Here is a 20,289-nt window from a genome sequence, read left to right on the forward strand (position 1 = left end):
TGACGTTACACTTGCTCAGCGCATCTGTTCATTACACCTGTTTTATGGTTGTTGTTTGCAGCGTACTGGTTTGATATTCAATGATCCCGCAATGGTGATAATTTTCACCACGCGGGTTTTTTGTGACGATAGCCTACGGGGGAAATTTCCATGGGGCGTTTGAAATCTGCCCCACAGTGTTATTTCATTTAACGAAGCAGAATATTATCTCCACGACCAGCTTCCGGATCGGCATCGTTGGTAAACATGATGACAGCCACCGCTCCGGTGAGTGCATGGCGCATTGCGTGATCAACGATTGCATTGGCACCTTCGACTGGAGAAATCAGATCCAGTGTTACAGCATCCCCCGCCCCGACAAAATAGGATTGCATGGCGTACTGGACATTCTTGGGATTACCGCTGGCGTATGCCCGATCCCATATCCCGGCAATAGGATGAAGTGATGAGTATTCGTTAGGGCCTGCATTGACGAAATAGATACGTACCCGCTCACCTGGTTTTGCCTGCAACCATTTGGTAGCTTCTGAATCATGTACCGGGTCATATTTGAAAATACCACCGTTGAACATGACATTGCTCCATTTATTTTCCATCATCGCTGTCTTGTCATCCGGATTGGGATAATGTTCAGCCTGAATCAGGACATACTCACGATCTGCCTTAGGTAGTGCGGTTGCATCTTTCGGGTCTACGATGATCACGCCATACATACCGCGTGCGATATGCTGAATCATCGGATCAGAACCACAGTGATAAAAGAACACGCCGGGGTTATCTGCTGTGAAGGTATATTTTTTTGTCTCACCCGGTTTGATCGAATCAAAATCCTCCATTACATCCAGCCTGGCAGCATGGAAATCCATCGAATGAGAATTTTTGTTACTCTTGTCATTGATAAGCGTAAATTCCACTGTATCGCCCTCAGTGATGCGTACGACCGGCCCGGGAACTTTGCCTTCGAATGTCCAGGCGCGATAGGTACTCCCCTTGTTATCGTATGCCACATCAGTTTCAACTGCATGTAACGTTACTTGTACCGTTTTGGCTTCAGCCTGAAAGCCCATCAGGAAAAAACCGGTTGCCAGTGCATTCGCACCTATATTCAGTAATTGCTTGTACTTCATCCTCTTACACTCCTCTCTCTTTTTTATTGATCCGAACCACATTTGCAGACATGACGCAAATAAGCCGCCAGCTGACTGACTTCTTCATCACTGAAAACACCCCCCCAGGCAGGCATCAGCACAGATTTGTTGGCAGCCAGCCCGCCTTTTTTAATGACATCAATAATCTCACTGTTGGGAATATCACCCATACCTTTGGCATCGCTGTGATCACGCGGCTGAACTGACATGAAAGCACTGTTGAGTCCGTTGCCATTACGGTTGACACCGTGGCACTGGGTACAGTAAGTGTCATACAGGCGCTCTGCATGTTTGAACTGATCATCAGCCGCTGTGGCTGGCTCCATGAAGACAAGTAACGAAGCCAACCCGATACCGGTCAGCCATGAAAAAGAAATTGAATTCCGGCTATTCATTTTTTATCCTCCTTGGCGCTCAGTTGTACGATATAGCTGGTCAGTTTTTGCAGATCTGCATCTGAAATATCGAGTTTTGGCATCCAGATACCTTTATCGATTTTCTGCGGATCCTTGATATAGCTGTAAATGAAATCAGGTTGAAGACGCGCGCCTGCGGTTGCCATTTCCGGCCCGGACAGCCCGCCCTTGCCTGGTGCCGTCATATGGCAGGCAGAGCAGCCGCGCAGCTTGTTGAAATACATGGTTCCCATTGACGGGACAACTTTCTGGTTCTTGAAAGCCCCTTTCTCAATCAGCCCTTCCGGACCAGTCAGTGTCATCAGGGCATCTGCTGCAGCCTCAGCATCCTTTGTAGTCAGTTTGGGATGAATGGTAAGTGACGGTTCATCCACCACATCTTCTTTGGCACCGGGTTTGACATGTTTACGATAGAACTCACCCGCCGGGCGAATCTTCGTTGGATCCTGCAGCCATTTCACCAGCCAGTCCTTGTTGAATTTACTCCCGGCGTAATAGAGATCCGGCCCTTTGCGTTCCCACAGTCTGTCAAGGGATGTATTTTCCGGTTTGGTCAGCGCATGGCAGGAAGCGCATTCCAGTTGAAGCAGTACGGCTGGCGCTTCTCCTGCATGGACTGCAAGCGGTGCTGTAAAAAAACTTACACTGATTGCAGCTAACAAGTAAGGTTTCATCATTTTCCTCCTTTAATTATGGTTACTCGTTATTCCTCAATGGGTTCCCCTTTGAAGACTTTGGAGTTATGCATTCCAAGATCTTTTTTCAGGGATTCCTCGTAATAAAAATCCGGTACAAATTTCTTGTCTTTCCATACATAGAAGGGATGATTAATACCCACTTCTTCATATTCGATAGTTGTCATGATTCCCCCATCCGGTTTGTCTCCATTGGTGGTATGGGTATCAACATGATCGTGAATCATCCATAAACCGGGGTTATCCATATTGATGATGACGTCGTAACGCTCACCCGGCCCTACGAGGACGGTATCGCCCTTGATGGGTTTTTCCAGAGGGAAACCATCTTTGAACGCGATTTGTGAGATATGGCCATGGGTATGGATGGCGTGAACATGGTCACCTGCACCTATCAGTCTCAACCGGATGACATCGCCTTTTTTCACTCGTATCGGCTGGGTTTCAGGAAAGGATTTGGCGTTGATCGTGTAGTAATCGAAGGTATCCCCCGGAATACCGCCTTCACCCGGCTTGTTCGCCCAGGATGACACCCAGTCGGAAAGCATCAGGATGTATTCCTTGGTGACTGTTTTCTCGATCGGGAGCGGATCTTTCGGATCCACAATAAAAGGGCCCCACATACCGCGCATGGTGACATGCTCATTAACATTGACATGGCAGTGATACCACATCGTGCCCGAAGGCTCGGCTTTGAACTTGTAGGTGAACGTATCACCCGGTTCTATCGCATGCTGAGTGGCGTGGGGCACACCATCACTCTGCCAGGTACCGCGCTGCAGCATGCCGTGCCAGTGAATCGTGTGTGGCAGTGTCGTCATGTTGGTTACATTTACCGTAACGTCATCCCCTTCCTTGACATGGATGAGCGGAGCAGGAACCTGGCCATTAAACGCAAAGGTATGAAAATCTCTTTTGCCGACCAGAACGATGCGCGTATCTTCAATGGATAAGTCAAATTCACGCTTCTCCGCCTGACTGGTTGCCGGGAGCAGCATCAGCGCAGCCAGCACCAGTACAAGGTGAGATATAAAATGAGCCAGGTTGTAACGTGAATACAGCGAAATTGATTTTTTCATAAAACAATCCTTTTGGTATATATTGGATACATCTTTTTTTGTATGAAAGATCGCCAAATACGGGTGTACCCGGCTTCTTTACCAACCATAAACTCTTAAAACTACCCCCTCTTAAAGATATATTACTAATACATCTTTCGGCGGATTCTACACCCATGATCCGGATTGTCAACCAGTCAAATCTGAAACCTGATCAACGCTTTCACCGCGCCTGATAACCCTGATCAGCGAGTGGTGTTTTTATCAGAAACACCGCTTGCTAATGGAATAAATTACAGCTCTTCCATGCCAGAACCAGTCGGCCTGTTACAGAAAACTGGTTCCATCCCCATCCCTCTTTATCTGACGATACTGCTGCAAACACCAATGTGACAATTTGTCACATTGACCAAACAATTTGTTAAACACAATAATAAAAAAGAGATTTAACAGAACCTTCCTTGTTTGGCATGAAAAACCGCTTGTATTTTTCTCGTTTCAGACCCTGTATTTACCCTGTCTCAAAAGGTTCATATTGGTTCATACGCAGCACATGAAACCAGCCTCCAGAAATGCTGTATCCGTCGTATTCAGCCGGACAGCTGTCTCATGTTTTCTGACAAATCCACTAAAGAAACTCCGGCTGTACCAGCCCGGAATCAGTCTGGTCACAACAGCAAACCCCGCTGACCCGGTATTGCGCATATAAAAAATACAGGATGACCTTGTTGCAACCCAATGATTTACATTTTTTATCTGTCAGCCACATGAAAAAATCTCTATTTCTCCTGATAGCACTGATACTGCTGGCACCTGCTGCTTTTGCACACAAAGTAACCCTGCTATCAACCCGGTTTGTTCTGGAACACAAGTTCAACCTGATGCAGGCTGCTTCTGCCGGTTCCGGTATTGATCTGCACTGGGTGCAGGCGGATCGGGATGGTGAAGAAGGTGTGCACAAGGCACTGAAAAATGCTCAACTGGTAATTATCGATGCACCACGCACTGATGATCAGGCCGTCATCGAGCGTATTGCCGGCAATCAGTTGCGTGAACTTGCCATCCCCATCATCACTTTCCAGACCATGGGCGGGCAAATCAGGCCGCAACACCTGCCCCCGGAGATTGCCGAACGGCTTTATGCCTATTATGTGGCCGGCCGGCGGGTGAACTATGAAAGACTGTTTCACTATCTGTACATCTGGCTGGAAAAAGGAGATGTGAGCACAATCCAGCCACCGGCAGATCTTCCTGATGGTGGCATTTATCACCCCGGCCATACTGACCGTATTTTTTCGACACTGCCCGCGTATCTGGACTGGTGGGAAAAACAGAAGGCCGGCCCCGCGCTGGAAAGGCCCGTGATCGCCATGGAAATAGCTTCCAGCTATATCGCGGATGGACAGATACGCATGCTGGATGAGATGGTGTCAGCGCTTGAACAGGCGGGCGCCCTGCCACTCGTGTTTTATCGCAGTACCCGTATTTCACGCGGGTCAACTGTACAAATACCGGCAGCAAACAAGGCTGATAATGCCGCAGCGGCTTTCGGCAGTCGCAATGCTGGTGACGGGTGGCAAGGCAGCAGGCAGTCGGGCGATTCCCGATCAGGTCAATCACCCGAAAAAACCGGTGATACCATTCAACCTGCAGATGACCCGGGATTTCCGAATCCTGCCCGGAACCGGAATGTTGAAGTTAATGAACCGCTTATCACCTATCAGGGCAAAATCCTGCCGCAGGTCATCCTTGTCAGCACCTTTCTCGGCAATAATCCTGAAGGTCGCAAAGCCTGGCACCAGGCACTCGGTATCCCGGCCATCAATATACTTTCCTATCGCACGGGTACACGTGCTGATTATCTGAAAGATAGCGCCGGGATCAGCAGTTTCTTTATTCCCTTCACTTTAACCGCTGCCGAATACATCGGATTGCAGGATCCCGTTGTACTCACCACCAACGAGGGAGGGGAGTTTGTTCCCATGCGGGAGCAGATGGATCTGCTGGTTGGCAAGGCTATCAATCTGGCACGCCTCAGCCTCAAGGCCAACGCTGATAAACATGTTGCCCTGCTGTTCTGGAATCATCCTCCCGGTGAAAAAAATCAGGGCGCCTCCAATATGAACGTTCCCCGGTCACTCGAATACCTGATCGAGCGTCTGCGTTCGGAAGGCTATGCATTTGAAGGAACAACTGAAGAACAAATAATTGAGACTGTCGGGCAGATGCTGCGCCCGTCATATCGTTCAGGCAGCATTCCCGAGCTGATGCGTACCCCTCACTGGGATTTCCTGCCCCTTGCCCGTTATCGCGAGTGGTATGAAACATTACCGGAACCGGTGCGCAGCGATATTGAAGCACGCTGGGGAAATCCCGAGCAAAGTGCCTGGCTCGCGAGTAAGGATGACATCACCGGATTCGTAATCCCGCGTATGAAACTGGGTAATCTGATCGTTATGCCGCAACCCTCGCGCGGTGAAATGGCAAATACCGAAGAGGAAAAAAAGCTGTTTCACGATACCAGACAGCCTCCCGGCCATGCCTACCTGGCCAGTTACTTGTGGATACGCGAGCAATTTGCTGCCGATGCCATCGTGCATTTTGGCACCCATGGCACACAAGAATGGACTCCGGGCAAGGAGCGGGGCCTGTGGGCGTACGACTACCCGAACCTGCTGGTAGGCAATACACCGGTGATCTACCCTTACATTGTGGACAATATCGGTGAGGCGATCCACGTTAAACGCCGGGGGCGCGGTGTCATCGTCAGTCACCAGACACCCGCCTTTTCCCCGGCCGGCCTCTCGGATGATTTTATGCGAATCAATGATCTGATCCGGGAATATCAATCACTGGATCAGGGACTGGTCCGCGACAACAACCGCAAGCTGATTATTGAGCAGGCGGTCAAAATGAATATCCACCAGGATATGAAATGGAAAGTTACCGATCTGGAACGTGATTTTGACCATTTCCTGCGTGATATTGAAGACTATCTCGAAGATCTCGGTGCCACCCTGCAGCCACTGGGTCTGCACACCTTCGGCCGTGATGCGGAGCAGGCACACCGGATCAGCAATGTCATGCAGATGCTTGGACAACCTCTCTATGATCAGCTGGGTATCAAGAATGCCCGTACCCTGCTGCGCGATGATTACCGCAAGATTCAGCAATCCGAGCCTTATCGCTTTGTTGAATCGTCTATCTTCTCTGATCAGCCGCCGGATACGATAAGCAATCCCCAATTACAGGCAATCGTTGAACGTGGCCGTATGTTCCGCAAGAATCTGCATGCGGCTCAGGAAATTGATTCAGTCATAAAAGGTTTATCTTCCCGCTGGATTGATCCATCCTATGGTGGCGATCCGATCCGCAACCCGGATGCACTGCCAACCGGCCGCAACATGTACGGATTCGATCCCGCAAGAGTGCCGACACGCGCCGCTTATGAAGCCGGCAGACAAGCAGTCGAACAGCTGATCGCCAGTTATAAACTTACGCACGGCAAATTCCCGGAGAAACTTGCATTCTCGATGTGGAGCACAGAAACCATGCGCCATCTCGGTATGCTGGAAGCGCAGATACTCTACGCCATGGGCGCACGTCCTCAATGGGATGAAGGCGGCCGTGTGACCGGTGTGGAAGTCATTCCACTGAGTGAGCTGGGACGGCCACGTATCGATACAGTAATTTCACTGACCGGGCTGTATCGTGACCAGTTTCCAAACGTGATGGAACGCTTCAATCAGGCAATCACCCTGCTGGCTGAGCTCGATGAGCCGGACAGTGATAACTATATACGCGCCAACACCCTGCGTATTCGGTCACAACTGGAGAACAGGGGGGTGGCACCCGAAGCCGCCGGAGAATTTGCATTGACACGCATCTTCGGTAATGAAAGCGGTGATTACAGCACCCGTCTGACCAAAGCGACACTGGCCTCGGACAGATGGGATGAAAAGGACGGCAAGCTTGAAGATCTCTATCTGTCACGCATGTCCTGGGCCTACGGACCCAACACGGCACACTGGAGCCAAAAGCTCACCGATAACCAGGGAAATGAAATCAACACTTACGCGGAACATTTGCGCGGTACCAGCGCCGCTGTATTTTCCCGTTCTTCAAATTTGCGCGGGCTGCTCGATACCGACCACCCGTTCGAATATCTGGGAGGAATATCGATGGCGGTACGGCATCTGGACGGGACAAGCCCGCAACTCTATATTTCCAACATGCGTGATCCGGCACGCGCCAGGCTGGAAGCGGCCGAAGGTTTCATGGCCAAAGAGCTGCATGCAGTCTACCAGCACCCGAACTGGATCAAGGAAATGCAGAAGGAAGGTTACTCGGGAACACTGAAAATGCTGGATACCATCAATAACTTCTGGGGATGGCAGGTTATGGATCGCAACATTGTCCGGGATGACCAGTGGGAAGGATTCCATCAGAGCTATGTCGCTGATCGCTACAACCTTGGTATGCGTGACTGGTTCGAGAAATCCAATCCCGTTGCCCTTGCCCAGATTGCCGAGCGAATGCTGGAAGCGATCCGCAAGGATTACTGGCAGGCGAGCGAACAGACCAAACGTGAGCTGGTCGAGGTTTATACCGATATCGCCAGGCGTCATGATGTCCAGACTGATAACGCCACATTCAGGGCGTACGTTACCGAACTGGCTGCCGGTTATGGTTTGAGTGCACCAGGCAGTATGAACAATCACACTGATAATCCGGCAGAGGCCCGGCCTGCCGCACAGCCCGAACCTCAACCCGCTGAGGTCGTGCGCGGACAGCAGATGGCTGAAGTATCCGACCAGCCGATAGTCGAAGATATCCCGTGGAACTACATCTGGCTGCTTTTCAGCATCGTCGTTGCGGGCATGATTTACCAGTCATGGCGCACCAACCGGGAAAATCGGCCCTCCTCCGGCAGAAATATTTCTTTTACCAGCAAAATTTTCAACTAACCGGCATTGACTCCATGAACGCACTTGAATCCCTGTTTTACGAAATTTCCCGGCTGTTTCTTACTCCCGTCCTGATTCTGCTTGGCCTGATGTTTGTTTACGCCCTGTTTGCCACCGGTACGTTGCTGGTGGATACCATACTGCGCCATGCCGGAAACAGACAAAGACAGCCACTGGCCATTTTTATGCAAACCTGCCCGGCAGCCACCCAGGAAATACTGGAGCTGCACTTGCTCCGCCTGATCGAGCCCTTGCGCATCACCAGCCGGGTTACGCCAATGCTGGGACTGGTGGCGACCATGATTCCGATGGGCCCCGCACTGATTGCTGTTTCAGAAGGAAATTCGCAAGGCATGGCACAAAGCCTGATCGTCGCCTTTTCTGCAGTTATCATCGCTTTGCTGACGGCATCTTTATCGTACTTCGTACTGACTGTACGCCGGCGCTGGCTGCTTGAAGAACTGGAAAACATCCTTGGCAGCCAGATGCCCGCCCATCTCAGTGGAGTTGCTCATGGCTGAGCGCAGACCCCTTTCCATCCTGGAAGATGAGGACGGTGATGATCCTGTCCTGAGTGTCGTCAACATCATTGATGTTTTTCTTGTCATCATTGCGGTACTGCTGATCACAGTCATGGAAAACCCGCTCAATCCCTTTACACTACAGGATGCGGTAATCATTAAGGATCCCGGCAAGCCATCCATGGAAATGGTCATTAAAAAAGGGGAAGAATTAAAGCATTACAAATCTACCGGGCAAATCGGCGAGGGAGAAGGCGCTAAAGCTGGAACAGCCTTCCGCCTCAAGGATGGCTCAATGATCTATGTACCGGAACGGGGACAGTAAAAATCAGTCTGGTACACAGCAGCACAACTGCCGGCTACCTGCAAAGAATTTATCGGTCAAGTGGAAAGGGGAGGAAAATCAGCGCCGGAATATTCCTGACGCACGAGAATTGTACAATCCCTGCTTTACCAGGATACCAAGAGATATGCTGTCTTCCGGTGTAGTATGATGGCAGTAGAACTTTCTCTTTTTATCCCATAACATCATATATTTGCAAAGTTTTCAGGTAATGTTCAATCCATCCAGAGATCAGGTGCGCCAGCTGTTTTTTGATACATGGCAAAAATATCACCGGAAAGAATTGCTATCCGGTATGGAAACCATTGCGCTGGAAGTCATTTTGCAGCATCCGGAATATCATTCCATGCTGCAGGATGTGGAACGTTACCTTGACAAGGATTTTCCACCTGAACTGGGTGAAACCAACCCCTTTCTGCACATGAGCATGCATGTCGCCATACGTGAACAGCTCGCTATTGATCAGCCTGCTGGTATTCTTCAGCGTTTCAGGCAATTAAGAACAAAATTACACGGAGATGAACATGAAGCCATGCATCAGGTGATGGAATGTCTCGCAGAAATGCTCTGGCTCTCACAGCGCAACCAGACCTCACCCGACGCCACAATTTATCTTGACTGCATGGATGAGCGTATCAGAAACTAATAAAAAAGCGGAGTGTACCCCGGTTCCGGACACACTCCGCTTTTTACCTCCGTGTACAAAGTACACGAATGTTTTTTATCTTTTAACTTTCAATACTGACTGGCTGGAAAAATAAAATGCCAGATTGTCGATATCTTCGGCACTCAGCGCAGCAGTCATTCCGGCCATAACCGGATCTTTACGTACCCCTGCTTTATAATCCTTCAGCGCTTTCACAATGTAAGTCCTTGGCTGACCACCAATTTTCGGAAACATTGGTGTTGGGCTGTTACCATCCACACCATGGCAGGATGAGCAGACTTCTTCGGCTTTCTTTTTGCCAGCTTCAATATCAGCAGCAATCACCTGTCCCGATAGAAGAAACATTGCTCCGCTTATTGCGGCCACCAAACAGTTTTTCATTTTGTTTATATCCCTTGGGTTAAGAAGAATGATTAATTACCGGCGTAATACGCGGCCAGGGCATCAATATCCTCATCTGAGAGTGTTCCGGCAATACCAACCATCGTTGGGTGGTTACGCTCTCCCGATCTGTAATCTTTCAGTGCCTTGACCAGATAAGCGGAATGCTGCCCACCCAGTTTCGGTACATGGTAAACATAGGGATAGGCAGTACGATATCCCTCAATACCATGACAACCTTGGCACATAACAATTTTGCTCTTAACCGAATCGGTGTTTTCGGCTGCACTTGCCATGCCGGAAAACGACAGAATCATGCTAGAAGCGATAAGTAGTTTAATGGCAGCTACCTTTTTCACTTTTGCATCCTCCTCTTAGAAAAAACGAACTTTAAACGATGAGTGTTGTTTAGTCAACGAAGGCTACAGCTATGTCCCTGTTGTGTATAGGGAATTTATTTTTATCGGCTTGTTTTATGCACTGATTCGGATACATCTTTCTTATTCTCCAGCGTCTCCCAGCGGGCGTAGTGTAATGAAAGCTCATTTTCCAGTGCCGCAGTACGTGTCTGCAATTCCATGACTAAATTGTGGTTATCCTTATAAATTGCAGGATCACTTAACTTCCGGGTAATCGCTATCTGTTCTTTTTCAAGTGTATCAATTTTTCCCGGCAATGCTGCCAGCTCATTTGTTTCCTGATAGCTCAGGCCGGCAGAACCAGATGATTTATCTTTTCTGGTTTGTCCCAGTTTAATTGCTGAAACAGGAATACTGCTGTTTTCCTTCCGGGCAGTTTTTGTATCTGGTCTCGATTGCAGCCATTCCTGATAGCCACCTGCATATTCACGCAGCTGCCCTTCTCCCTCAAATGCTATTGCCTGTGTAACCACATTATCAATAAAGGTACGGTCATGGCTGACCAGGAACAGCGTACCCGTGTAATCCTGCAACAAGGTTTCCAGCAGTTCGAGTGTTTCGATATCAAGATCATTGGTCGGCTCATCCAGAATCAGTAAATTAGCCGGCCGGGTAAACAAACGGGCCAGCAATAGCCGGTTACGTTCCCCTCCGGAAAGAGATTTTACAGGTGAACGGGCACGCTGCGGCGGAAACAGAAAATCTTCCAGATAGCTGATGACGTGCCGGCGTACACCATTCACCTCAATAAAATCTGACCCCTGGCTGATTGAATCAGCCAAAGTCAGATTTTCATCCAGCTGCTCCCGCAGCTGATCAAAATAGGCAACTGACAATTTGGTGCCCAATCGAACAGTTCCGGAATCCGGCTGTATTTCTTCCAGTATCAGCTTCAGCAAAGTAGATTTACCGGCACCATTGGGACCCAGCAAACCAACCCGATCACCCCGCATGATGCGGCAGGAAAAATCCTGAATAACCGTTTTACTGCCGTAGCTTTTGCTGACATGCTCCAGCTCTGCCACCATCTGCCCGGAATGCTCCCCTGCATCCACCCGAAAATTAACATCGCCAATCCGGTTTCGCCGGGCAGCGCGCTCCAATCGCAGCGCTTCCAGCCTTCTTACCCTGCCTTCATTACGAGTCCGCCTGGCTTCAATCCCTTTACGTATCCAGACTTCCTCCTGATCCAGTATCTTGTCGAATTTTCGGTTATGAACCGCTTCGATCTCCAGCTGCTCAGCCTTCTTTTTCTGGTAAGCCGAGAAATTACCGGAAAAACTTTTCAGTTCGCCACGATCCAGCTCCACAATACGTGTCGCCACATTATCCAGAAAACGGCGGTCATGCGTAATAAGAATCACGCTGCCTGGAAAATTTTGCAAGGTTTCCTCCAGCCACTCGATGGAAGAAAAATCCAGGTGATTGGTCGGCTCATCCAGCAGCAGTACATCGGGTGATGTAACCAGTGCTCGCGCCAGTGCCACCCGCTTTCTCCCTCCACCCGACAATGACCCTATAATTGCATCTTCTGATAATTCCAGCCGATTGATCGCCGTTTGCACCTTATGGTGAATGCTCCAGCCATTTTGCGCTTCCAGTATCCCCTGCAAATGTTGCATACGATTGAGCAACACTTCAATATCAGCGCCAGCCTCCCCCAATGCATGAGAAACCTCGTGATAATCCAACAGGATTTGTGACAGCGCCCCCAGGCCACATGCCACTTCAGCAAATACGGACCCCTTTTCATCCAGTACCGGTTCCTGTGGAATATAAGCAACGTTTACACCGGGCGCCACCCGCAACTGCCCGTCATCCAGTCTGATTTCACCAGCCAGGGCGCGCAGTAAACTGGATTTCCCCGTACCATTACGTCCGATCAGCCCGATTCGCTCACCTGGATCGAGCTGAAGTGCGGCATGATTCAGTAAAGCATGGTGTCCAAAAGCCAGACAGGCATTTTCAAGTGTAAGAAGCGACATAAGAATTATTCGTACTGAAGCGGATTAACCAGCAAACTATCGGTTCATTATACTACTGCCCCAATCGGGCAATAGAAGTCAGCCGTTCTGATAAAACAACAGCAAGCCATATAAATGGCTGGACGAAGGCGGCGGGCTCCATGCAATATCGCAGCTTTCCCAAAAAATAATTTTTAGAAGTGCACAACCATGCATCCAGAGAAAATCGCTCTGACACAAACCGTCCAGAAAGGCGGGTGTGCCGCTAAAGTCGCTGCTGCAGAACTACGTCGAATCCTGCAGCAGGTCAGCTTCCCAGTCGCACACCCCGCGCTGATGGTAGATGGCCGCTATTTTGATGATGCCGCCATCTACAAGATCAGTGAGACAACTGCACTGGTACAAACACTGGATTTTTTTACACCAATTGTTGATACCCCGAAACTTTTTGGTGCAATCGCTGCAGCCAATGCAATCAGCGATGTGTATGCCATGGGCGGCAGACCGGCCACCGCCATGGGAATTCTGGCTTTTCCGCTGACAATGCTACCTGAACACGTTATCGTTGATGTCCTGCAAGGAGCCAGCGACAAGATTGCCGAAGCCGGTGCCAATTTTGTCGGGGGTCACTCCATTGATGACGACACCCTGAAGTTCGGCCTGTCAGTCACCGGATTTGTTCACCCGCAACAGGTATGGACCAACACGGGCGCCAGGGCGGGAGATCATCTGATTCTGACCAAGCCGCTGGGAACAGGCACCATGACTGCCGGAGTGAAACGACAGCAACTTGGTGAAGAAGACATTATTGAAGCACTCGACAGTATGATGGCGATCAATAACGTTATCGACTATATCCCCCCCGGTTTACTGGCGTCAGTTCACGCTGCGACTGATATCACCGGATTTGGTTTTTCCGGCCATGCCATGCAGCTGGCCAATGCCAGCAATGCCACATTCCACATTGAAACCGGCAGCCTTCCCCGGTTCAACAATGTATTCCACTGCCTGGAAAACGGTTTCCTGACCAGGGCACACCGGACAAATGCGGAATACACCACACCGCACATCGACGATTCAAAACTGGATACATGGCACAAACTGCTGATCCATGATCCGCAAACCAGTGGTGGTCTGCTGTTAAGCGTAGCACCCGATGCCAGCCAGGCTCTGATCCAAGCGTTATGCAGCCAATTCCGGTCTGCCGCATTAGTGGGAACCGTTCAACCCCGTCAAGATAAAGTGGTGTACTTTGCCTGATCCAAACATCAGTACCAATGATCTGGCAGCCATATTCGCTGCAGACACCCCCCTGATCGACGTGCGTGCACCCGTCGAATTTATACAGGGATCCCTCCCGGGAGCGGTCAACCTGCCTATTCTTAACGATGAAGAACGCGCATACGTCGGCACCACCTATAAACAAAACGGCTCGGAAGCAGCCGTCAAACTGGGTTATGAGCTGATTTCCGGAGCAGTCAAACAAGCCCGCCTGCAGCAGTGGCTTGACTTCATCCAGCAGCACCCCCGGACCGTGCTGTATTGTTTTCGTGGTGGCCAGCGTTCACGGATCACACAACAATGGCTCAGGGATGCGGGTATTGACAGACCATTGATTACCGGCGGTTATAAGCTGGTACGACAATTTCTGATCAATACGATCAGTTATTTCAGTGAACACCGCAAACTGCTGGTTATCACCGGACCAACGGGCAGTGGCAAAACCAGGTTAATCCATGACATCAGCAATTGCTGTCCGACACTGGACATCGAGGCCATTGCCCGGCATCGCGGCTCTGCCTTTGGCAGCATGTCAACCCCGCAGCCCTCTCAGGCCGATTTTGAAAACCAGCTCGCTGTCAGTCTGCTCAAGCTGGAACAGCACAATCCATCGGGGCCGGTAATCGTAGAAGATGAAAGCCGGAATACCGGCAAAGTGTACCTGCCTGTCAGCTTCTTTGAGCACATGCGCAGCGCCGAGATCATCTGGGTGGATGAACCGCTGGAAGCCAGGGTCAATAACATTTTTGAGGATTACATCCTCACTACATCCATCGGTCATGCACAGCAGGCCCGGCGAGCAGTAATACCCCCGGCCCCGGCTGACGAAACCGGAATAACGTACCGGCAGGCACTGATGCTATTCGATCGATACGCCACTGCCTTGCAGGCCATCAGCAAAAAACTGGGTGGTGACCGATTTCAGGAAATTCTGCTGGATCTCAACTTTGCGCGATCCGATTTTGAGAACAGAAACGAAATCCAGGCAAATAAAATCTGGATTGAAAAACTGGTGAGCTATTATTATGACCCGCTGTATCTCGGCTCCCTGCAGCGTCGCCAGGTAAATCCGTGTTTCAAAGGATCCAGGCAGACAGTAATGGATTATCTTCGGACCCGGCAGAATGCACTTTCACGCACCACCGGCACCCGCTACTGAAACCAGCTGATATTCCCCTGATTGTCTTCCGGTTTCCGGCTGCCGGTATCAGCAGGCTTTGCATCAGGAAACCGGTTATCGGCCCCCGGCCAGGAAGAAAACGGGAACGGGCGCTGCTCTGTATTGAATGTCAGAAACAGGTTGATCTGATAGTCATACGTTGCCAGCTGGCTGCCCAGTTTAAGCAGCAGCGTGTTAGCCTGGCCTGTCAGGATAGTTGAAATAAACTGAAATACGGCCAGCAGCATGACCATAAATTTCACACCACTCTGGACAAAAACAAACAACAGCATAAAAAGTGCTCTTGTCCAGATTTCAGTACTTTGCAGCCGCCGTTTTACTTCATCATTCATTAGAATAAACCCTCTCAATAAGTTACCGGTTCCAATCTGCCGTCCCCGGGTTGCCGGTCATGTTTATCGCTCCCGGTCAGCTGCTTTACCCATTCTTTTTTGCAGAATTTTAAGTATTTCCTGCAAAAAATGCATCGACCAGGTGACACCAAAACCAGTCACTTCCGTGCCTACTGCACCCAATCCATCCTGATGGCGAGCAGCAGAAAGATCCATATGCAGCCAGGGAATATCATTTACGAAATGACGCAAGAAACAGGCGGCAAGGATATGGTCCGCCTCACTTTCTATGCTGCACTGCCTGATATCAGCAATTTTGCTTTCCAGATCCGCTTCATAATCACCATCCATCGGGAATACACATACACGCTCACCACTTGACCGGCCCACTGCCACCGCATTCTGCGCCAGATAGTCCCGATTGGTGAAAACTCCGCTATAGCGTGATCCAAGTGCTGTTACCAGGCTGCCCGTCAGCGTGGCGTAATCAATAATCAGATCCGGCTTTTCCCTGGCGGCAAGTGTCAGCGTATCGGCCAGCACCAGACGGCCCTCTGCATCAGTATGCACGATTTCCACGGTCATCCCGTTTAGTGCCGTGACAACATCATTTTGCTTGAACGCACCGGGGCCAATATGGTTTTGTGCAATGGCAAGCCAGCAATCAATGTTGATCGGCAGGTTAGCCCGCGTTGCCGCCAGCAGCACGCCAAGCGCTACTGCAGAACCGTTCATGTCCTCATGCATGCCATACATGTGACGTGCCGATTTCAGGTTATGTCCACCCGTATCAAAACAGATACCCTTCCCTACCAGAGCAATTGTTTTTCCGGTTTCACCGTAATTGACGGTTCTGCGCAAGTAGACAATCGCCGCATCATCCTTAAGACTGCCCTGGGCAACCGCGGCAAAAGCACCCGCTCCCATTTCACGCAATCTGGATACTTCAAATTCTTCGTAATGCCAGTTTTCATTAGCAGCCAGCTTCTTGATCTGCTCACGGTAAGTTTGAGGTGTGAGCTCGTTTGGAGGCAGAACAGTCAATCCTCTGGCCAGAAAATTGCCCTCCGCCTGTGCGCATTGTGCGGCAAATCCGGCAGCATCCGCCGTGCCATGCAGACAAATGCGCTCCAGGGGCCTGTCATCCGGTTTGCGCTGTTTACGTACCGGCAGAATCGCCCCGTTAACCCAGGCAACGTACACAGCCAGTTCAGCCAAATGGCGCCTTTGCATCTCATCCCCATATACAGCGATATGGATTTCAGCAGGATGTTCATTCAGCAGCAACTGTACCGCTTTCCGCAGGCTGGTTTGCTGCTCGAACAGGGATTTACCAAAATCCACCATCACCCAGGTATAAAGCGCCCCGTTCTGCAAATTAACGGACAACGGGGCCTCGGCAAGTTTGCCTGCCGTTTCCCCTTGCCGCTGCAGTGCATCATTCAGGATCGATTCGGCAGGAAGCTGGTATTTTCCGGCTATTTTATCCGCCCTGGGCAGAATAATCAGTAAATGAGTCGCTCTGATTGATTCATCAAAAGTATTATCGTTTTGTGTAAGTGTGGCGAGCATTGGTTTTATTGAAATGAGCCGGCCTTAAAGGAAAGGAGCCAGTATTCTTGTCAAAATAACGTTGTATTATATCCGCTTGATCCACCCTTTCAGGATTATTCATGTATCAGTACCTTGACCTGATGCGACATGTGTTACAGCACGGTCATCAAAAGAGTGATCGCACCGGCACGGGAACACTCTCTCTCTTTGGCTGTCAGATGCGTTTCGATCTGCAGAAAGGCTTTCCACTGGTGACCACCAAAAAATGCCATACCAAATCGATTATTCATGAGCTGTTATGGTTTCTGCGCGGCGATACCAATATTAATTATCTGAAAGAAAACGGTGTTTCCATCTGGGATGAATGGGCAGATGAAAATGGCGATCTGGGACCGATCTATGGCCATCAGTGGCGATCCTGGACAGCTTCTGCCGGCAATCCCATCGACCAGATCTCACAGGTAATCCAGCAGATCAAACAAACACCGGATTCACGCCGGATGATTATTTCAGCATGGAATGTGAGTGATCTCGACAAAATGAAGCTTGCTCCCTGCCATGTACTGTTCCAGTTTTACGTGACAGAGGGCAAACTCTCCTGCCAGCTTTATCAGCGCAGCGCCGATATCTTCCTGGGCATCCCGTTCAATATTGCCTCCTATTCACTGCTGACACTGATGATTGCGCAATGTTGCGATCTAAAGCCCGGTGAATTTATTCATACATTGGGTGATGCGCACTTATACCTGAATCACCTGGACCAGGCACAGCTGCAGCTGGAGCGTGAACCCAGAACTCTCCCGGTCATGGAACTGAACCCGGCCATCAAAAACATTTTTGATTTCAGATACGAGGACTTCATTCTGCGCGATTACGATCCTTACCCGCCCATCAAAGCACCGGTTGCGGTATGACTGCAACACCATCTGCGCCTGCTCCCCGCATTGCAATTCTGGCTGCCGTTTCATCCAATCAGGTAATCGGGTGGAATAACACCCTCCCCTGGCGTTTGCCGGCCGATCTCAAGCACTTCAAGCAACTGACCCTCGGCCATATCATTGTAATGGGACGCCGGACATTTGACTCGATTGGCAAACCGCTGCCTGGCCGCACTAATGTCGTGCTTACCCGGCAGCAAAATCCTGATCTGCCTGCCGGCATCATCACAGCCAGTTCAATAGAAGAAGTACTGAATCATTTTTCCGGTGATAACCGGCAGATTTTCATTATTGGCGGCGCTGAAATCTACCGGCAGACTTTGCCGTTCTGTCAGCGTTTATACCTGACTGAGATCAAGCAGGATTTTGAGGGAGATACTTTTTTTCCGGAGTATGACCACGACGACTGGCAGGAAACTTCCCGTGAAATCCGGCATGAAACCGAGCGTGGTATGGAATATCACTTTGTGGTGCTGGATCGAAAACAGCCGGTCAGTACAAACGCTCACCCGGCAGGTATGTCCTGATTCTGAATGGTATCAATCCTGCTGGCACATTGAAAACAACAGCTATACTTTCCCTTCTCTGGAAGAAACAAGCGATTCTGTTTCGATTCGTGCATGCCACTGGTCCATCCAGCCTGCCAGCGCTTCAGCCGGCATGGCTTGCGCAATAAAATTACCCTGCGCCAGATCACAGCCGGTTTGGCGCAGTAATTCCCAATCCTCACGGGATTCCACTCCTTCGGCAACCGCTTCCATACCCAACTGTCTTGCCAGCGCCAGGCTGGCATCATAAATCGCCCGCAGCGTTTCATTCTCGGAGGCACAATGGACAAACCCCTGATCAATCTTAAGTTCATCAAACGGAATATCCCGCAACTGCGCTAATGAAGAATGCCCCGTACCAAAATCATCAATAGACAAATGAAAACGTTTCAGGCGCAGACGGGTTAAAATTTCCAGTGAAACACGCACATCTCCCATCAGCTGGCTTTCAGTAATTTCCAGCACAATTTTGCCGGGAAGAATTTCAGCTTCAGCTGCCAGCTTTACCACGGCATCCTGAAAATCAAGTGATGTCAGATTGTCCATAGCCACATTGACAGCCACTTTTAATTCATACCCGGCCTTCTGCCACGCCCGTGCCTGAAAAAAAGCCTGCTTGAGCACGACCTGTGTAAGCTGACTGATCAACCCGTGTTTCTCAGCTTCCCCAATAAACTGATCGGGATAAATCACACCATCAGTCGGATGCCGCCAGCGCACCAGTGTTTCCACCCCGGCAACAGCCCCGGTGGCAACCCGAACCTTCGGCTGGTAATGGCTGATCAGTTCACCGGATTCAATCGCCGCCCTGATTGCTTCAGCGTCGTAATGCTTCCGTGTTCCCCGCTGATCTTCCCGTCTGGAAGACGGTAAATCCAGCTTCATCAGCAGTGCCCGCAATCCTTCAGGTTGTACAGGTTTCTGCAGATAGCCCAAAATAGGGATTTGATGTGCCTGCACCAGTTTTTCCGTTGTCCTGAGCATACGCTCATCCTCACCGCTGACGAGAATCAGGCTGCCGGAGTATTGCCGCTCGACCAGATGACGAACAAACTCGATACCATCCATGCCAGGCATGTTGAGATCCAGCAGAATCAGATCAGGTCGGGCAACAGCATCATCCAGCAGTTTCAATGCATCCTCTCCATTTTCATAACTGCTGACGGAAGAGAATCCCAGATTGGCCAGCATGCGCTGCAACAGCTTCAGAATGAACGGATCGTCGTCCAGAATCAGGATTCTGGTCGCAGCTATATCAGTCATCATCACTCTTCTCAGTCATCCGCATACAAATTTCAGTAGCCCGGTAAAAGCATAGCACGTCGAAATAATCCGGAATAATGTTAAAAAAATCCCTCATTCATAACAGGCAGACAATTCTCACTTTACCCGGCATCAAAGTACCGGCTGATCAACACCTGAATCCGTATCAATCAGAAGTACACCTGTTATTCAGATATTCTCCCGGCCGGCTATTTTACGGATGGTACGATGGGCGGGCGGAACACTGAGGCGTGCCGCCCGCTTCCTGGTCCAGATGATGATGCCGGTTACTGACAACAGTACGATGGTCAGTCCGAGTGCACAAACAAAAATACGGTACGGCAATCCGAACACATTGGCCATGTGCAGCGCAAAAAGCCAATTCGTCACGGTATTACCGCTGTATTGGCCGCTCGGCAGCAATGCCAGCTTGAATTCACCCGTATCAGCATCAAAAAATACACTCGTTCTGCCGCGCCGATCCTGAATCTCTTTTGAACTGCGCACAATGTACTGATAAGTACCGTTTCCACGATCCAGTCTCAGGGCAATAACCTGCTCGACTGCAAAACCATGCTTGTTCGCCTGCTCACTCATCAACTGTTCGCCAATGC

19 protein-coding genes are annotated in these 20,289 nt (G+C 50.1%); 8 read left to right on the plus strand and 11 right to left on the minus strand.

The annotated features are described in order from the left end of the window. Positions 1-188: 188 nt before the first annotated feature. From IT527_RS03045 to IT527_RS03060, 4 genes are read right to left on the minus strand one after another with little or no spacing between them, the layout of a single operon-like run. Positions 189-1,127 carry a multicopper oxidase domain-containing protein gene (locus tag IT527_RS03045; RefSeq protein WP_292966420.1) on the minus strand — a complete coding sequence of 313 codons (939 nt, stop codon included), beginning with the start codon at positions 1,125-1,127 and terminating at the stop codon, positions 189-191. 23 nt (positions 1,128-1,150) lie between these two features. Then, the gene (locus tag IT527_RS03050; protein ID WP_292966422.1) at positions 1,151-1,543 is read right to left on the minus strand and encodes a cytochrome c; all 393 of its coding nucleotides are present in this window, start codon (positions 1,541-1,543) and stop codon (positions 1,151-1,153) included. Beyond that, entirely contained in the window at positions 1,540-2,241 is a 702-nt protein-coding gene (locus tag IT527_RS03055) for a c-type cytochrome (protein WP_292966424.1), read from the minus strand. The genes IT527_RS03050 and IT527_RS03055 overlap by 4 nt, the downstream gene beginning before the upstream one ends. A 26-nt stretch (positions 2,242-2,267) precedes the next feature. Next, complete coding sequence (locus tag IT527_RS03060) at positions 2,268-3,338, minus strand: multicopper oxidase domain-containing protein (protein ID WP_292966426.1); 1,071 nt, start codon at positions 3,336-3,338, stop codon at positions 2,268-2,270. A gap of 746 nt (positions 3,339-4,084) precedes the next feature. Between IT527_RS03060 and cobN the strand changes: the two genes are divergently transcribed. The 4 genes from cobN to IT527_RS03080 all read left to right on the plus strand — a co-directional run bounded on the left by cobN (position 4,085) and on the right by IT527_RS03080 (position 9,794). Continuing rightward, on the plus strand, positions 4,085-8,284 hold the full coding sequence (cobN, locus tag IT527_RS03065) for a cobaltochelatase subunit CobN (RefSeq protein WP_292966428.1): 4,200 nt from the start codon (positions 4,085-4,087) through the stop codon (positions 8,282-8,284). 14 nt (positions 8,285-8,298) lie between these two features. Next, complete coding sequence (locus IT527_RS03070) at positions 8,299-8,805, plus strand: MotA/TolQ/ExbB proton channel family protein (protein ID WP_292966431.1); 507 nt, start codon at positions 8,299-8,301, stop codon at positions 8,803-8,805. After that, positions 8,798-9,130 carry a DUF2149 domain-containing protein gene (locus tag IT527_RS03075; RefSeq protein ID WP_292966433.1) on the plus strand — a complete coding sequence of 111 codons (333 nt, stop codon included), beginning with the start codon at positions 8,798-8,800 and terminating at the stop codon, positions 9,128-9,130. Before IT527_RS03070 ends, IT527_RS03075 begins: the two co-directional genes overlap by 8 nt. 229 nt (positions 9,131-9,359) lie before the next feature. Beyond that, positions 9,360-9,794 (plus strand): DUF1841 family protein, encoded by a 435-nt coding sequence (locus IT527_RS03080; protein WP_292966436.1) that lies wholly within the window; start codon positions 9,360-9,362, stop codon positions 9,792-9,794. A 75-nt stretch (positions 9,795-9,869) separates the two neighbouring features. Here IT527_RS03080 and IT527_RS03085 read toward each other — a convergent pair whose 3' ends face one another. The 3 genes from IT527_RS03085 to IT527_RS03095 all read right to left on the minus strand — a co-directional run bounded on the left by IT527_RS03085 (position 9,870) and on the right by IT527_RS03095 (position 12,600). Beyond that, positions 9,870-10,196 carry a cytochrome c gene (locus tag IT527_RS03085; RefSeq protein WP_292966439.1) on the minus strand — a complete coding sequence of 109 codons (327 nt, stop codon included), beginning with the start codon at positions 10,194-10,196 and terminating at the stop codon, positions 9,870-9,872. Between the two features lie 32 nt (positions 10,197-10,228). Further along, positions 10,229-10,513 carry a cytochrome c gene (locus IT527_RS03090; RefSeq protein WP_292966472.1) on the minus strand — a complete coding sequence of 95 codons (285 nt, stop codon included), beginning with the start codon at positions 10,511-10,513 and terminating at the stop codon, positions 10,229-10,231. Between the two features lie 143 nt (positions 10,514-10,656). Continuing rightward, positions 10,657-12,600, minus strand: coding sequence for an ATP-binding cassette domain-containing protein (locus tag IT527_RS03095; RefSeq protein ID WP_292966442.1), 1,944 nt, complete (start codon positions 12,598-12,600; stop codon positions 10,657-10,659). Between the two features lie 189 nt (positions 12,601-12,789). Between IT527_RS03095 and selD the strand changes: the two genes are divergently transcribed. Together selD and mnmH are read left to right on the plus strand one after the other, a co-directional pair. Then, positions 12,790-13,839 (plus strand): selenide, water dikinase SelD, encoded by a 1,050-nt coding sequence (gene selD, locus IT527_RS03100; protein WP_292966445.1) that lies wholly within the window; start codon positions 12,790-12,792, stop codon positions 13,837-13,839. Further along, a complete protein-coding gene (mnmH, locus tag IT527_RS03105) occupies positions 13,832-15,019 on the plus strand; it encodes a tRNA 2-selenouridine(34) synthase MnmH (protein WP_292966447.1) in 1,188 nt (395 codons plus the stop codon). The genes selD and mnmH overlap by 8 nt, the downstream gene beginning before the upstream one ends. Here mnmH and IT527_RS03110 read toward each other — a convergent pair. Both IT527_RS03110 and IT527_RS03115 read right to left on the minus strand, forming a co-directional pair. Then, entirely contained in the window at positions 15,013-15,372 is a 360-nt protein-coding gene (locus IT527_RS03110) for a DUF4389 domain-containing protein (protein WP_292966450.1), read from the minus strand. The two genes, mnmH and IT527_RS03110, sit on opposite strands and share 7 nt — an antisense overlap. A gap of 63 nt (positions 15,373-15,435) precedes the next feature. Next, a complete protein-coding gene (locus IT527_RS03115; RefSeq protein WP_292966453.1) occupies positions 15,436-16,944 on the minus strand; it encodes a leucyl aminopeptidase family protein in 1,509 nt (502 codons plus the stop codon). Between the two features lie 101 nt (positions 16,945-17,045). Here IT527_RS03115 and IT527_RS03120 point away from each other — a divergent pair, with 101 nt between their 5' ends. Together IT527_RS03120 and IT527_RS03125 are read left to right on the plus strand one after the other, a co-directional pair. After that, positions 17,046-17,840 (plus strand): thymidylate synthase, encoded by a 795-nt coding sequence (locus IT527_RS03120; protein WP_292966456.1) that lies wholly within the window; start codon positions 17,046-17,048, stop codon positions 17,838-17,840. Further along, the gene (locus IT527_RS03125; RefSeq protein WP_292966459.1) at positions 17,837-18,391 is read left to right on the plus strand and encodes a dihydrofolate reductase; all 555 of its coding nucleotides are present in this window, start codon (positions 17,837-17,839) and stop codon (positions 18,389-18,391) included. The genes IT527_RS03120 and IT527_RS03125 overlap by 4 nt, the downstream gene beginning before the upstream one ends. Before the next feature lie 42 nt (positions 18,392-18,433). Here the strand turns inward: IT527_RS03125 and IT527_RS03130 are convergent, their stop codons facing one another. Together IT527_RS03130 and IT527_RS03135 are read right to left on the minus strand one after the other, a co-directional pair. Further along, on the minus strand, positions 18,434-19,678 hold the full coding sequence (locus IT527_RS03130) for an EAL domain-containing response regulator (protein ID WP_292966461.1): 1,245 nt from the start codon (positions 19,676-19,678) through the stop codon (positions 18,434-18,436). A gap of 186 nt (positions 19,679-19,864) precedes the next feature. After that, on the minus strand, positions 19,865-20,289 hold a 425-nt coding region (locus IT527_RS03135; protein ID WP_292966464.1), incomplete at its 5' end, for a PepSY-associated TM helix domain-containing protein.

Origin of the sequence: Nitrosomonas sp. (assembly GCF_020852615.1) — a bacterium.
Lineage (GTDB): Bacteria > Pseudomonadota > Gammaproteobacteria > Burkholderiales > Nitrosomonadaceae > Nitrosomonas.

Bases quoted from the DNA above. Each gene is read 5' to 3' on its own strand.
- IT527_RS03045 (WP_292966420.1), bottom strand. From the start codon at position 1,127: ATGAAGTACAAGCAATTACTGAATATAGGTGCGAATGCACTGGCAACC.
- IT527_RS03050 (WP_292966422.1), bottom strand. From the start codon at position 1,543: ATGAATAGCCGGAATTCAATTTCTTTTTCATGGCTGACCGGTATCGGG.
- IT527_RS03055 (WP_292966424.1), bottom strand. From the start codon at position 2,241: ATGATGAAACCTTACTTGTTAGCTGCAATCAGTGTAAGTTTTTTTACA.
- IT527_RS03060 (WP_292966426.1), bottom strand. From the start codon at position 3,338: ATGAAAAAATCAATTTCGCTGTATTCACGTTACAACCTGGCTCATTTT.
- cobN (WP_292966428.1), top strand. From the start codon at position 4,085: ATGAAAAAATCTCTATTTCTCCTGATAGCACTGATACTGCTGGCACCT.
- IT527_RS03070 (WP_292966431.1), top strand. From the start codon at position 8,299: ATGAACGCACTTGAATCCCTGTTTTACGAAATTTCCCGGCTGTTTCTT.
- IT527_RS03075 (WP_292966433.1), top strand. From the start codon at position 8,798: ATGGCTGAGCGCAGACCCCTTTCCATCCTGGAAGATGAGGACGGTGAT.
- IT527_RS03080 (WP_292966436.1), top strand. From the start codon at position 9,360: ATGTTCAATCCATCCAGAGATCAGGTGCGCCAGCTGTTTTTTGATACA.
- IT527_RS03085 (WP_292966439.1), bottom strand. From the start codon at position 10,196: ATGAAAAACTGTTTGGTGGCCGCAATAAGCGGAGCAATGTTTCTTCTA.
- IT527_RS03090 (WP_292966472.1), bottom strand. From the start codon at position 10,513: ATGATTCTGTCGTTTTCCGGCATGGCAAGTGCAGCCGAAAACACCGAT.
- IT527_RS03095 (WP_292966442.1), bottom strand. From the start codon at position 12,600: ATGTCGCTTCTTACACTTGAAAATGCCTGTCTGGCTTTTGGACACCAT.
- selD (WP_292966445.1), top strand. From the start codon at position 12,790: ATGCATCCAGAGAAAATCGCTCTGACACAAACCGTCCAGAAAGGCGGG.
- IT527_RS03110 (WP_292966450.1), bottom strand. From the start codon at position 15,372: ATGAATGATGAAGTAAAACGGCGGCTGCAAAGTACTGAAATCTGGACA.
- IT527_RS03115 (WP_292966453.1), bottom strand. From the start codon at position 16,944: ATGCTCGCCACACTTACACAAAACGATAATACTTTTGATGAATCAATC.
- IT527_RS03120 (WP_292966456.1), top strand. From the start codon at position 17,046: ATGTATCAGTACCTTGACCTGATGCGACATGTGTTACAGCACGGTCAT.
- IT527_RS03125 (WP_292966459.1), top strand. From the start codon at position 17,837: ATGACTGCAACACCATCTGCGCCTGCTCCCCGCATTGCAATTCTGGCT.
- IT527_RS03130 (WP_292966461.1), bottom strand. From the start codon at position 19,678: ATGATGACTGATATAGCTGCGACCAGAATCCTGATTCTGGACGACGAT.